General features: G+C 58.6%; 5 protein-coding genes. 4 read left to right on the top strand and 1 reads right to left on the bottom strand.

Annotated elements, in window-relative coordinates; genetic code table 11:
- Positions 1-51 precede the first annotated feature (51 nt).
- The 3 genes from H0921_RS04875 to H0921_RS04885 all read left to right on the top strand — a co-directional run bounded on the left by H0921_RS04875 (position 52) and on the right by H0921_RS04885 (position 5,910).
- Complete coding sequence (locus tag H0921_RS04875) at positions 52-3,411, top strand: efflux RND transporter permease subunit (RefSeq protein WP_194536914.1); 3,360 nt, start codon at positions 52-54, stop codon at positions 3,409-3,411.
- Between the two features lie 151 nt (positions 3,412-3,562).
- Complete coding sequence (locus H0921_RS04880; protein WP_194536916.1) at positions 3,563-5,020, top strand: protein kinase domain-containing protein; 1,458 nt, start codon at positions 3,563-3,565, stop codon at positions 5,018-5,020.
- 5 nt (positions 5,021-5,025) lie between these two features.
- Positions 5,026-5,910 carry a sugar phosphate isomerase/epimerase family protein gene (locus tag H0921_RS04885; protein WP_194536917.1) on the top strand — a complete coding sequence of 295 codons (885 nt, stop codon included), beginning with the start codon at positions 5,026-5,028 and terminating at the stop codon, positions 5,908-5,910.
- A gap of 83 nt (positions 5,911-5,993) precedes the next feature.
- Here H0921_RS04885 and uvrA read toward each other — a convergent pair whose 3' ends face one another.
- Positions 5,994-12,755, bottom strand: a complete 6,762-nt coding sequence (uvrA, locus tag H0921_RS04890) for an excinuclease ABC subunit UvrA (RefSeq protein WP_194536918.1) — start codon at positions 12,753-12,755, stop codon at positions 5,994-5,996.
- A gap of 605 nt (positions 12,756-13,360) precedes the next feature.
- On the opposite strand from uvrA, the gene H0921_RS04895 reads away from it, so the two are divergent.
- Positions 13,361-14,041 (top strand): RNA polymerase sigma factor, encoded by a 681-nt coding sequence (locus H0921_RS04895; protein WP_315851845.1) that lies wholly within the window; start codon positions 13,361-13,363, stop codon positions 14,039-14,041.
- The last annotated feature ends 5 nt before the right edge of the window (positions 14,042-14,046 follow it).

The following is a 14,046-nucleotide window of genomic DNA, read 5'->3' on the forward strand; positions in this document are numbered from 1 at the left end:
TGACGCCACCCTGACACCAAATCCGCTCTAGGAACCGATCGAGGGGAATTTATGGCAGTTTGGGATATTTGCATACGCCGCCCGGTGTTCACCACCATGCTGATGCTCGCCCCGGTGATTATGGGGTTGGCATCCTATGGCCGCTTGGGTGTCGAATTGTTTCCCAACGTCGATATTCCTGTAGTCATCATCACCACCACCCTGCGGGGCGCCAGTGTCGAGGAGATGGAAACGTCCGTCACCAGGCCGATCGAAGAAGCGGTCAACACCGTGGCGGGCATCGATGAATTGCGTTCGACTACCCGCGAGGGGATATCGATTGTCGTCATTGGCTTCAAAATCGAGCGAGACGGTGAGCAGGCAGCCCAAGATGTGCGGGACCGGATTTCTACCTTGCTCCCACGGCTTCCGACAGGAACTGATCCGCCGGTCGTCGAGAAGTTTGATCTGAACACCGCTCCAATTCTCACCCTCGTGGTTTCGGGAGGATCGGGACGAGACCTGCGCGAGGTGACAGAAATTGCCAAGAAGCGGATCAAGGAAGACCTGGAATCGATCTTGGGGGTCGGTGCAATCATTTTGGTCGGTGGGGAAACACGCGCGATTAATGTGCAATTACGGCCTGCGGACCTGCGGGCGCGAGGTCTAACCGTGGAGGATGTTCGCCGGGCGTTGCAAGCCCAGAATCTGGAATTGCCCGGAGGACGGATCGACAGCGGCACCCTCGAGTTCGGCGTTCGCACCTTAGGACGCATCCTTTCACCCTCCGAATTTGCCGATCTAGTCATCGCGACCCGCCAAACCCCTGATGGGGGCAAGTATGCCATCCGCCTGAAAGATGTGGCAGATGTGGAAGACGGAATCGAGGAACCGCGAGGATTGTCACGCCTGGATAGCCAGAAAGCGGTGAGCCTGATCATTCAAAAACAGTCCGGAGCCAACACCGTTCAAGTGTCCCAGTCGGTGAAGCAACGCTTGGAGAAGATCCGGGCCACCTTGCCACCCGACATTCGCGTGGAAGTCATCCGCGATCAGGCTCGCTTCATTCAGTCCTCAATTGATGAGGTGAAGTTCCATCTTCTATTGGCAGCACTGCTCGTCATCGGTGTCATTTATCTGTTCATCCGCGATTGGCGGACCACGTTGATCGCGGCTACGGCGGTGCCCTCCAGCATCGTCGCCGCCTTCGCCTTCATGGACTTCATGGGTTTTACCCTCAACACGATGACACTGCTCGGGCTGATTCTGGCTGTGGGGATTGTGATCGATGATGCGGTGGTCGTCCTGGAAAACATCTTCCGACACATGGAGGAATACGGCCTGTCCGCGCGAGAGGCTACCAGCCAAGCCACGCGCGAGATCGCCCTCGCTGTGATGGCGACTACCTTTTCCCTTGTCGTCATCTTCGCCCCCATTGCCTTCATGAGCGGCCTGGTGGGGCGCTTCTTCAACAGCTATGGGTTTGTGGTTGCCTTTACCATTCTCATGAGCATGGTCGTCAGTTTTACGCTGACGCCGATGCTCTGTTCCCGCTTCCTCAAGCCGGTAGCTCGGAAAGAGACTCGCTCGCACTCCCATGACCGCGGCTGGCTGACAAGCATCTATCTGGCCATACTCCGCTGGTCGCTGCGCCATCGATGGGTAATTGTCATAGCCACTTTAGGCACCTTTGCTAGTACGCCCATGTGGTTTCTCCTGACAGGGGCCGATTTTCTTCCGAAGGATGACCAAAGCGAATTCGAGGTGGCCTTGCGGTTACCGCCCGGAACATCACTGGACCAAGCCGACCGCATCTGTCAGGAGATCGAACAAAAGTTGCGTCAGGTCCGCGGAGTGGAGAGCATCTTCACGACCATCGGACCGACAGATGGCAAAGCTCCCAAGGGGCAAGGGGATGTCACTCAAGCTCTCATCTACTGCCAGATGATCGACCTGCGTCAGCGGGATTTCACCCAACGAGATGCGATGGACGAAGCGCGCCACATTCTGGCCGAGTATCCCGACATCCGCTCGGCGGTCCAGGATGTACGCGTTGTCAGTTCCAGTGCCTTCAAGAATGCCCAATTGGACTTTAGCCTCACGGGGCCTGACTCACGCCAACTGGAAGAGTATGCCGAGCAGATCGTGCGCTGGATGCGTTCTCGCCCCGATCTGTTCTGCGATATTGACACCAATGCCGCTACACGCAACCCGGAGTTGCAGGTCCGGATCAACCGGGATCGCGCTGCGGACTTGGGGATTGATATTCGGAGCATAGCTACGACCCTCAATTTGCTGGTCGGCGGCGAGCCTGTCAGCAAGTACAAGGAAGGAAGCGAGCAGTACGACATCTGGCTGCGAGCGGCGCCAGCCTATCGGGACCGCCCCGCTTTGCTCGAAGAATTGACCGTTCCCACTGCCGATGGGCGTCTGGTCGAGCTACGGAACATCGCCACGATCGAAGCAGAACCAGGACCGGCGGCTATCGAACGTTTCAGACGGCAGCGGCAGATTGCCATCCAAGCCAACTTCCCCCGCGGCGTGAACCTCGGACAAGCCTTGACGGAAATGCGAGCCTTTTTGGACAGTCTCAATCTGCCGCCGGAATATCGCTACGAATTCCTAGGCGATGCCCAATTGATGGCCGACTCGAATACCAATTTCGCCATTGCGTTCATCTTGGCCTTCGTGTTCATGTACATGATTCTGGCTGCGCAGTTTGAAAGCTTCGTCCATCCGATCACGATTCTGCTGGCGGTGCCTCTGACCATACCGTTTGCTCTGATTTCTTTGTGGATGTTGGGCACGCCGTTGGATGTCTATGCCATGATCGGCATGTTCATGCTCTTTGGGATCGTCAAGAAAAATGGCATCTTGCAGATCGATTACACCAACCATCTGCGGGAGCAGGGGCTGGAACGCGATGCGGCGATTCTCCAAGCTAACGCCGTTCGGTTGCGTCCGATCCTGATGACGACGATCATGCTCGTAGCGGCGATGATACCGATTGCCACGGGTCGGGGGCCGGGAGCAGCTTCCCGTGCCAGCATGGCCAAGGTAATCCTTGGCGGCCAGATGCTGTCTCTCCTCTTGACCTTGCTGGTGACTCCGGTGGCCTATTCTCTGTGGGATGACTTGATCCAATGGTGGCAGCGCGGTCCTTTCCGTTGGTTCCGCCGCCTGCGTTGCAGAAAATCGCACCAAACCCTGGCGGCCGTTACGGCGGATAGCTCCGAGTTGGCCGCGGTCGGGGAGGCTGACCTTCCACTTTCGGCCAGTCCTCCTTCTCCTCCAAAGGCGGGAACAGATGAGACGCCAAGCGTGTCCGCGATCCGAGCAGTTGGAGCGGGGGATGTTCCAAAGTCGCGCCATGGTACAGCGGGCAAAAGCCAAGCTGATACTCAGGAAATCACCCTCGGTGCCCAGGAGTGACCCCAACGCCCAGGATTATCCCAAGGCGCGAGTTTGCGTCTCTGCGGAATTGTCAGTGTTAACAAAAAATGGAGCTGATGCCCATCCGTTGCGATAATCACGTGGTAAAATGGGCATATCCGTAATGACCCTGCCCAAGATGAGGATCGCTATGCCCTCGGATTCAATCATCGGGTTTTTGCAGCAGGTTCGATCCCAGCGTCTGTTGTTTCCCGAACAAATTGAGCAGTTGGTGCAGGAGCCAGATTGGCCGCAGGAAGGACTGGAACGATTGTGCCAATACTTGCTGGAGCGCGGCATATTGACCCGTTACCAGGCGGAAGCGTTACTCCAGGGACGGGGCCAAGAGTTGAATCTGGGCGGTTATCCCGTGCTGGAGGAGATCGGTCCATGTACAGGCGGTATGGTGTACAAGGTTCTACATCCTACCCTGCGGCTTCCATTGCTACTGCGGCGGCTGAAGGCAGACGAGGCTTCGCTGGGAGAACCTGTGGAGGCTTTCTTCGAGCGCGTGCGGCAATGGGGCATGTGGCAGCATCCTCACGTGGCGGCCGCCCTTGATGTGGGGCGCACGGACGACGACATTTACATCGTATTGGACCCACTGGGTGACCATGCCGATGTCGAAACTCTGACAGGGGAGCTAGGCGGGCCGATGCCCGGTCCAGTATTCCGGGAAATGGCGCGTGCTCTGGCCTCTGTCTTGCGGAGCTTACATGAACAAGGGGGGACGCATGGACGGATATGCCCTGCCCATCTCGTTCTGGGTCCGCTCCGCGAAAAGGTTCGACCGGATGGCACGCGCAGCCGCCGACCTGCTTCCGATGCGACTATCAAACTGACGGAATTGGGGCTGCTACCCCGCTTGCCTCCCGTCCGTCAGCAGCCACCTCCCCGGCGATACTTGGCCTACTTGCCGCCGGAGTTTTTCGACGATCCGACGCCCACCCCAGCCGCCGATGTTTACGCTCTCGGTGCTACCCTTTACTTCCTTCTGACCGCCCGGCCGCCATTCAAAGGGGATGACCCTGTTGCCCTGATGGAAGCGATTGCCCAGACTCCCCTCAAGCCGCTCTCCCGCCTTCGCCCCGACATCCCCACAGAAATCTCGGCGTTAGTGGAACGGATGTTAGCTCGTGAACCGGGCCAACGGCCTACCGCAGCCGAAGTCGAACAGGGTCTGGCCACGGAGACCAGCGTTCCTTCCCGATCAGGGAGTTTGCCCCTGGCGGAGGATCTGCCAGAATCAGCGCCGCTGGCGGAATCTGTCTCGTCCCGGCATTTACCGGTGGCTGTGCCTGTCCAATCCTCCTCGGTAAGTCCCGAACCTGCCGCGGATTGGAGCGAGGCCTGGTCCAGTCATATGGCTGCCAGTGCGGCTACAGAACCTCCCCAACGCCGGGCCCGCCCCATCACCGACGAAGAACGCGCTCGGTCCCGGCGCATGCTCCTACTGGGCGGAGTGCTCCACCTTACTGCCGTGACTCTCCTGTTGCTCTGGATCTTTGGAGCCTTTACCAGCAGTCCGGAACCGGAACCTACTCCGCCTCAGAAAAAGGAGAACAAGATTCCTCCCAAAACCCGGCCTCGCAGTCCCCAAGTGGGTTGAACGGCATGCCTATGTTCCCCTGTCTGTCGCAACTGACGACCTTGCCGCAATCGTTCGGGGAGGATGTCGATCTCGCCAGTGATATCGGGTGTCCATCTCTGGAGGTTTGGCTGACCAAACTGGAACAGCATCTGGAAGGGCACACACTGGCGGAAACCCGTCATCTGATCCAAGATCGAGGAATTCGCCTGGTAGCCGCCGCCGGGCAGGGAGGATTATTCCACCGGGATGAGACGGCTCGCCGGAGCCATTGGGAGCTTTTTCGCCGCCGATTGGAACTCTGCCAGGCTTTGAATATCCCACTGATGATTGTATCCCTCGATCTTCCGACTCCCTGGCAGCGGTCGGACTGGCCCGGTTTTTGCGAGCAGTTGCAGCGTGCTGCAGACTGGGCGGACGCATTCCAGGTCAGGCTGGCTCTGGAGTTCCAGGCGGACTCCCCTTTCTGCAACTGTTTGGACACAGCCTTGTCAGTTCTAGCTTCTTTCCCTGCGCGAAATCTGGGCTTGTGTCTGGACTGGTTCCACTTTTTCAAAGGACCGAGCAAGACCGAAGACCTGCTCCGACTACCCCCCCACCAACTGCACCATGTTCAGATTTGCGATGTGGCGGGATTGCCGCGCGAGTTGTGGTCCGACTCCGACCGCATTCTTCCCGGAGAAGGTGACCTACCTTTGACATCGCTATTCCAGCATCTCCAACGGCTGAACTATGCCGGGGCCATCAGTGTCGAAGTGACCAATCCGGAACTCTGGCGCGGTCCGCCTGCTCAGCTCATGCGTTTGGCTTGGTTAGCACTGGCACGCTGCTGGCAAATGTCCGGCCTTCCCCCGTGGGAGACACCAGCTCAGTCTTCGTATTCCCCTGAGTTTCCGCCTTTCCCCCACTAAGTGCGGAATTTGATCTTCAACGATGGGATTTGCTCTTCGACTTGACGGCTGATCTTGAGCAGAAGCGGCTGAAGTGAGTCATCCTACCGGGGCGTCGAGACCCGGCGGCTATCCCTTGGAGTTGGGGAACGGGCGGTTATACATGAGGAGGCGAGCCGTTCGTAGAGGAGGCGGAGAAGTTCCAAAACGGCCGTGGTTTCCAGGTCTTCCACGCAAGAGAGAGCCAGGCGCAAGGTTGTTATCTTTTTTGCGCTGTCTCCACGGGGGGATGACGATGGGCTGGCAAAGGACTGCCAGCGGCGGAACTCGGCGCTTTTCGCCTGGGAGGCCGACAGGTCGCATTCCACGATGAGGGCATCGGGATGTTTGGTAGTGATCCGGCACAATTCCCCGGTAGCATCCGGCAAGGAGAGGTGCAAGAGGATTGCTGTTGGCTGCGAGTGCAGGAGCAGGTGATTACCGCAGAGTTGGCGAGCGTGCTCGAGGAGAGTCTTCAGCAGTGCGATGGGCCAACGGCGGGTTTGAGCTGGTGGGAAACCTTTGGGGCCGGTATGCCACGCTTCCCAATTCCGCACCCACGGCATGTGCCGTTCGATCGAAGAAAGAGCAGGTGGGCCACTGTTGGAGCAAGAAGGTGCTGCGCTAGCGATGCCCTGTCCATCCGCAGAGAGAGCCGAGGCTGCGGGGGGTGTTTCCCTAGCACAGGAGTGGCTCAGGTGGGGCGAGGAGAAAGACACCGGTGCCGGAAGGCGAGGGGACTTGGGAGCAGTTTGGGCTGGTTTGGAGGGGGAAGCCAGTAAAGGTGCCGAGGTGGCCAGTCGCTCAGCCAAGAAGCGGCCTGTATGGGTTGGCCTTCCGGCTTGGAAGAGGCGGACGATTTCTTCTGGCGGTCCGCTAGCGACAACTTTTCCGCCACCTTCCCCTGCTTCCGGCCCCAAATCGATGATCCAGTCGGCAGTCTGAATCACGTCCAAGTTATGTTCGACTACCAGGACCGTATGACCCGCATCCACTAAGCGATGCAGAACATCCAGCAACCGGCGGATGTCCTCAAAGTGCAAGCCGGTCGTAGGTTCATCGAGGATGTAAAGTGTTTTGCCGCTGGTGGGGCGGGCCAATTCCGCCGCGAGTTTGACACGCTGAGCCTCACCTCCAGAGAGGGTATGAGCCGGTTGACCCAGAGAAAGGTAACCCAGACCTACATCATCGAGGATGCGCAAAATGCGCTCAATCTTCGGGTGATCCGAGAACAGGTGCAAGGCCTCACGGATCGGCAGGTCCAGCACATCGGCTATGCTCTTGCCTCGATAGGTGACCGCGAGGGTTTCGGGATTGTAACGCTTGCCGTGGCACACCTCGCACGGGATCCAGACATCCGGGAGGAAGTGCATCTCGATCCGTTTCTGTCCCAACCCTTCGCAAGCATCACACCGCCCGCCGGGAATGTGGAGGCTGAAACGCCCCGCCGTATAGCCCCGAACCTTGGCTTCGGGGAGGCGAGCGAATAGAGCGCGGATGTGATCGAAAACGCCGGTGTAGGTGGCCGGCATCGAGGTGGGCGACTTGCCCAGGGGGTCCTGATCCACGCGAATGATCTTGTCAAGATGCTGGACGCCTTCGATGGCTTGGCAGGGAGCATCGACCGGGAGCGTCTGGTAACCGGCCAAGCGGAGCGCGGCAGCCTGATACAGGACATCGTGGACCAGCGTGGACTTACCAGATCCGCTGACGCCGGTAATGGCCACGAACAGTCCCAGGGGAATGGCTACGTCCAGATTCTTGAGGTTGTGACGGTTGATGCCCTGCAAGCGGAGCCACTGCGAGCCGGGCGAGCGGCGGTGTTCCCGTTGGGGGATAGCCTGGCGGCCTGAGAGATACTTCCCTGTCAGCGAGTGTTCCAATTCGAGCAACTGCTGGGGTGAAGCAGAGGCAACGATCTGTCCCCCTTCACGTCCCGCCCCTGGTCCGAAATCCAGAACGTAGTCTGCAGAGCGGATCATCTCCCGGTCGTGCTCCACGACAATGAGGGTGTTGCCGAGATCGCGGAGCCGTTGCAAAGCTTGCAGGAGCCGATGATTGTCCCGCGGATGCAGACCAATGGTCGGTTCGTCGAGTACATAGAGCACGCCGGTCAAACCGCTTCCAACTTGGGCAGCCAATCGGATGCGTTGAGCTTCCCCGCCAGAGAGGGTGGGACCAGGCCGGGCCAACGTGAGATACTCTAGCCCGACTTCAACGAGGAAGTGCAGGCGTTGGCGAATCTCGCGGAGCACCTCACCAGCGATGTGCTGCTCTTCTTGGCTGAGTGAGAGATTGGCGAAGAACTGTTCCACCTCGGCGATGGTCTTGTGGCACAATTCACCTAGGGTCAAGCCGGCAAAGCGCGTCGCGGCGGCATCGGCGCGCAGCCGGCTGCCCCGGCAGGCCAAACAAGGCACTTCCCGCAATAGAGGTTGCAAATGCTGGCGGTAGTGCCAGACTAAGCGGGCGGCTTCATCCAGGGCCGGAATGATCCCTTTGTACTGGAAATGTTGCGGCAAGGTCGCGGCGTTTTGCGGCGTGGTCTTTTTGCGCCGGGGACTGAACCGGGCTGAATCCTCGCTGGTGCCCAGATTAGCGGCCAGGGGAATCCACTCGTTGCCGCTGCCGTAGAGAATGAGCTGCTGCTGTTCGGGTGTCAGTTCCTGCCAGGGCGTGTCCAGGTCGAACCCGCCATAGCGAGCGAGCGCTTCCGCAAATGGAGTCCAAGGGTCCTGGGGGTGTCGACAGGAAGGCCAGGCGGGAATCGCACCTTGACGCAGGGTCCGGTGAGAAAGGATGCCCAATTGCTCTGCCGCCACGCCCCGTTGGATGCCTAAACCTTCGCAATTGGGACACCACCCTAGCGGACTGTTGAAGGAGTAATGATGAGGCTGGAGTGGTTCAAAACTCAACTGGCACCGCTCGCATGCCAAGTGCTTGGAGAACGGCATCACACGCCACTGTGGTTCAGGACGATCCGGGTCGACCAGAGCCATGCGCACGACACCGCGGCCCAGGGCCAAGGCCTGTTCCACCGCCTCTGACAAGCGGTTTTGCAAGGCTGGCCGGATTACCAGGCGGTCCACTACCACTTCCACCTCATGCTTACGACGGTGATCTAAGTTAGGGACTTCGTCCAAACTGTAGGTCACGCCATCGACACGCACGCGGGTGTAGCCGCTCCGGCGGGCCTCCTCCCACAGGACCGAGTACTTCTCCTGCCCCTTGCGTTCCAGCGGTGCCAGCACATAGATTTTTGTACCTGGCGGCAGAGATAGGATTTTGTCCACGATTTCGTCCGTCGTTTGAGTCCCAATGGCTTGGCCGCAATTCGGGCAATGCCGCACACCGAGCCGGGCATAGAGAATCCGCAAGTAATCGTAAATTTCCGTGATTGTGCCGACCGTAGAACGCGGACTTCGGCTGCTCGTCTTCTGCTCGATACAGATGGCGGGGGATAGACCGCTGATCTGTTCCACTTTCGGCTTTTGCACAGGGCCGAGGAACTGGCGGGCATAGGTGGAGAGGGACTCGACATAGCGACGCTGTCCTTCAGCGTAGATGGTGTCGAGGGCCAGCGAGGATTTGCCGGAGCCGGAAGGACCGCAGAAGACCGTCATCTGCTCGCGGGGGATGCGCGTGGAGATGTTTTTCAGATTGTGCTGGCAGGCGCCGCGAATGTCGATATGAGTCAGGCGTTTGTCCCGCGGAGAGAGTTCCTCTGACAAAGGCGTGCTAGCAAGACTATCCGCACGTGACGGCTTGCCGTTGGTGGCCTTCTTCCTGCGGGAGCGGCTCTCGGTGAAAGCGACCGGCTGCGGCCGTATTCCGAACAACCGGGCCAGGGCCTGACCCGTGTAGGAATGAGGGCAGCGGGCGATCTCTTCCGGAGTCCCCACTGCGACAATTTGCCCGCCCTCTTCTCCCCCTTCGGGACCCAAATCGATGATCCAATCCGCCGTCTTGATGACATCGAGATGGTGTTCGATCACGAGAACGGTGTTTCCCGCAGCGACGAAATTATGCAACACTTCGAGCAATTTGCGGACATCCTCGAAGTGTAAGCCCGTGGTCGGTTCGTCCAAAATGTAAAGTGTCCGTCCGGTACTACGGCGAATCAGTTCGCGAGCTAGCTTGATACGCTGGGCTTCACCGCCGGAAAGAGTGGGGGAGGGCTGGCCGAGTTTGAGGTAATCCAAGCCGACATCGTGGAGGGTTTGTAGCATCGCTCGGATCTTCGGAACATTCTCGAAGTGTTCCAAGGCCTCAGCTACTTCCATTTCCAGTACGTCGTGAATGGACTTGCCCCGATAGCGAACCTGAAGGGTCTCCCGATTGAAGCGCCGGCCTTCACAGACCGGACACGTGACCCAAACATCGGCGAGGAAGTCCATATCCAAACGGCGGGCGCCGTTGCCTTCACACGCGTCGCAGCGCCCTCCGGGTTTGTTGAAACTGAAACGTCCTGGTTTGTAGCCGCGGACTTTTGCCTCCGGCATCTGAGCGTACAAAAGCCGGATTTCGTCCCAGAGTTTGATGTAGGTAGCCGGATTGGACCGGGGCGTTCGGCCGATGGGGGATTGATCGATGGCAATCACCTTGTCAATGTGTTCGATGCCTTCCAGTCTCTCATGGGCGCCAGCAGTCGCAGGCACAGGACCATCCGTTGACACTTCGTCGTCGTTCGTTTCGTCATCGGCGAGGGAGCGCCCATTCGCTCGTGAACGGAGCCGTTCTTGGAGGGCACACAGCAGAACATCGTTGACGAGTGAGCTTTTACCTGAACCGCTGACACCGGTGACGCAGACGAAGCATCCCAGCGGAATGTCCACCGTAATGTTCTTGAGATTGTTGTGGGAAGCACCGACGATGCGCAGCACCCGCCCATTGCCGCGTCGGCGCTGGGGAGGAGTGGGTATTTGCTTGCGGCCGGAGAGATACTGCGCGGTCAGGGAATGTTCCTGTTGGAGGAAGTGCTGGGGTGGTCCTAGAGCTACAATTTGACCGCCGCGATGGCCAGGTCCGGGACCGAAATCCACGAGCACATCTGCGGCTCGCATCGTCTCTTCATCATGTTCCACCACAATGATGGTATTGCCCATGTCCCGCAAGCGTTGCAGACTGGCAAGGAGCCGGGCATTGTCGCGGGGATGCAAGCCGATACTCGGTTCGTCCAGGACGTAAAGAACACCCACCAATCCGCTGCCGATCTGGGCTGCGAGTCGAATCCGCTGGGCCTCACCGCCGGAGAGTGTCGGGGCAGGGCGGTCCAGCGTCAAATAGTGCAGGCCCACTTGGAGGAGGAAATCGAGGCGATTGCGAATTTCTCGCAGAACATCCTCTGCGATCAGACGCTGTACTGGCGTCAATTGCGCCTGATACTGCTCGAACCAAAGGGCCAACTGACCAATGGGCATTTCACCCAATTCCACAATCGTCTTGCCGCCCAGTCGGACGGCGCGGGCTTGGGCATTGAGTCGATAGCCGTGGCATTCGGGGCAGCGGACAATCCGCATGTACTTTTCCATTTGGCGGCGGCGCGGACCGCTGCTCGACTTTTTGAACTGAGACATCAGTTGCGGAATAATTCCTTCCCAATAGCCGAAGTGTTCCCAGGTCTGGCCGTTGCTTTGCCGCCACCGCCAGGTCACAAGTTGCTGGTCGCTGCCGTAAAGTAAGAGTCTCCGCTCCCGTTCTTTGAGCTTTGACCATGGCTTTTTCAGATCGATTCCGAAACTCCGAGCGACTCCTTCGTAGATATGCCGCCGCCAACGCCCCATGCTCCGCACAGCTCCAATGAGCGGAATCGCTCCTTCGTAGAGACTCTTTGAGGGGTCCGGCACTAGAAGTTGAGGATCGAAGGTGTAGGAAGTGCCCAAGCCGTCGCACTGGGGGCACATTCCTTGGGGACTGTTGAAACTAAACATCTGCGGGGTCGGCGGGTCATAACTCATCTGGCAAAAGCTGCACGCGTAGTGGGCGGATAGGAGAAGATCGGTCCCATCCGAGCGTGCATCCACAGCGGCCTCGGAACGGAGGGAAGCAGCCGAACCAATGGGCCGGCTTCGGGATGGCGGCTCGGTAAGGGCTTCCTGGTGGACGATCAAAGTGCCTTGGCCCAGCGACAGAGCTTGCTCCACCGCTTCTGCGATCCGCACGCGTAGGGAACTGTCCGAGGCAGAAGGGTCCCGCAGTTGGAGGCGGTCCACCACAATCTCGATGGTGTGTTTCAACCGCCGGTCGAGATGGATGTCTTCATCCAAGCGGACCCACTGGCCGTTGATCCGGGCGCGCGTATAGCCCCGCTTGACCATCTCCGCGCACAAGTCCTTGTACTCCCCCTTCTGACCGCGGATGATGGGAGCGAGAATCTGCACCCGCTGCCCCGGCGGCAAACTCAGAATCTGCCCGATGATCTGTTCCCGCGACTGAGCCGTGATCGGGCGGTCGCATCGGGGACAGTGCCCCTGACCCAATCGAGCAAACAGGACGCGCAGATAGTCGACAATCTCGGTGATGGTGCCCACAGTCGAGCGGGGATTCCGCCCAGCCGTCTTCTGCTGGATGCTGATCGCCGGAGATAGCCCCCCGATGTAATCGACATTCGGCTTTGGAAGCTGATCCAAAAACTGGCGGGCGTAACTGGAAAGGCTTTCCAAATAGCGTCGCTGCCCCTCCGCATACAGAGTGTCGAACGCCAAGGAGGATTTGCCGGATCCGCTGACGCCGGTGAACACAATCAGTCGCTCACGCGGCAAATCCAGGTCCACATTTTGCAGGTTGTGCTCGCGCGCTCCCCGTACCACCAATCTGGTCGTGTCCATGAATCTATTCCTTCCCGCATCCTGGCGGATATCCTCTCATCCATTGTTATCACAATCTCATGCACTCTTTTCCACATCTCCACACCTCCTCATTACCAGACCGTTGTCCTACCCCATTACCAGACCACTCTCCTAACCTCACCTAGCGCTCGGGAGTATGGAAAGGGTTTCCACGTCGGTATGCCGTCCGTGGTCAGCTCTCTGTGTGGTATGCTGAATTATGGATCAAGCGGTCAGTAGGGGTAAGCAACGAGCGTTTGAGGCCAGCCGTGAAGGTTGGAAGGAAAGCGTGGCATTCTCCAGGCGGAAGTCAAGTTTGGCAGAGCAGGTGGTGTGGCCAACTTCCTGGACTTTGTTTACCGGGACCTGGAACCGCGATAAAGTGGTGTAGTAGAAGGTGGTGCGGCACCCCAATGCATTATCTCGTTTTCTCTAGGAACACGGCTTGGGCGTACTGTTGCGACAGAGGCAATATCGGCGCCGCCGAAGGGAAGGTCTGGAGTTGGGGACAGATGAGGGGAGGGGGGAGGGACAGTTTGAGCGGTGGATTTGAAGGCTTGGTGGGAACTTTCCCGTCTATCCATACGTCCAACGGGTAGTGACACGTGAAGGGATTGGACCAGTGGGATGACCGGCGACTAATCCAGCAATCCCAGCGCGGGAATGCCGAGGCATTTGCTGAGCTGTACCGGCGCTACTCCCGGCGGATTTACCATACGATTTATCGTTTATTGCGAAACCGAGACGATGCGGACGACGTTTTACAAAATACGTTCCTAAACGCTTGGCGGTCGATCGCCAGTTTCAAAGGAGATTCGGAGTTTTTCACTTGGCTGTACCGAATAGCGGCCAACTTAGCGATCAGCCACCAGAGGCGCCAGGGAAGTAAAAAGGAAAAGCCGATTCCGGATGACGACGGCAGCGGAAGTCCCTACGATCCCCCCGCTCCGGCCTCGCATCCTGGGGAAAGCATGGAGCACCAGGAGGACATCACAGAGCTATACCGGGCGATGCAAAAGCTGTCCGAGGATCATCGGATCATCATTTGCATGAAGGACATCCAAGAGATGAGTTATGAGGAAATTGCCCAAGCCTTGCGAATTCCCATAGGTACGGTCCGCAGCCGCCTGCACCGTGCCCGTTTGGAACTGGCCCAATTGCTGGGCGTGCTCACGCTCGAAGCTGATACCCCGGATACGAACAACGGACATGCCTCGAGCGCACCACGAACCCATAAACGGCTCAATCCGGGCGGGGCGAGCTTGCCCGAATCGGATAAAATCTGAAACTG

It is taken from the genome of Thermogemmata fonticola, from assembly GCF_013694095.1.
GTDB classification, from domain to species: domain Bacteria; phylum Planctomycetota; class Planctomycetia; order Gemmatales; family Gemmataceae; genus Thermogemmata; species Thermogemmata fonticola.

Excerpts from the sequence above, each read along its gene's own strand:
- H0921_RS04875 (WP_194536914.1), top strand. The coding sequence starts at position 52 with ATGGCAGTTTGGGATATTTGCATACGCCGCCCGGTGTTCACCACCATG.
- H0921_RS04880 (WP_194536916.1), top strand. The coding sequence starts at position 3,563 with ATGCCCTCGGATTCAATCATCGGGTTTTTGCAGCAGGTTCGATCCCAG.
- H0921_RS04885 (WP_194536917.1), top strand. The coding sequence starts at position 5,026 with ATGCCTATGTTCCCCTGTCTGTCGCAACTGACGACCTTGCCGCAATCG.
- uvrA (WP_194536918.1), bottom strand. The coding sequence starts at position 12,755 with ATGGACACGACCAGATTGGTGGTACGGGGAGCGCGCGAGCACAACCTG.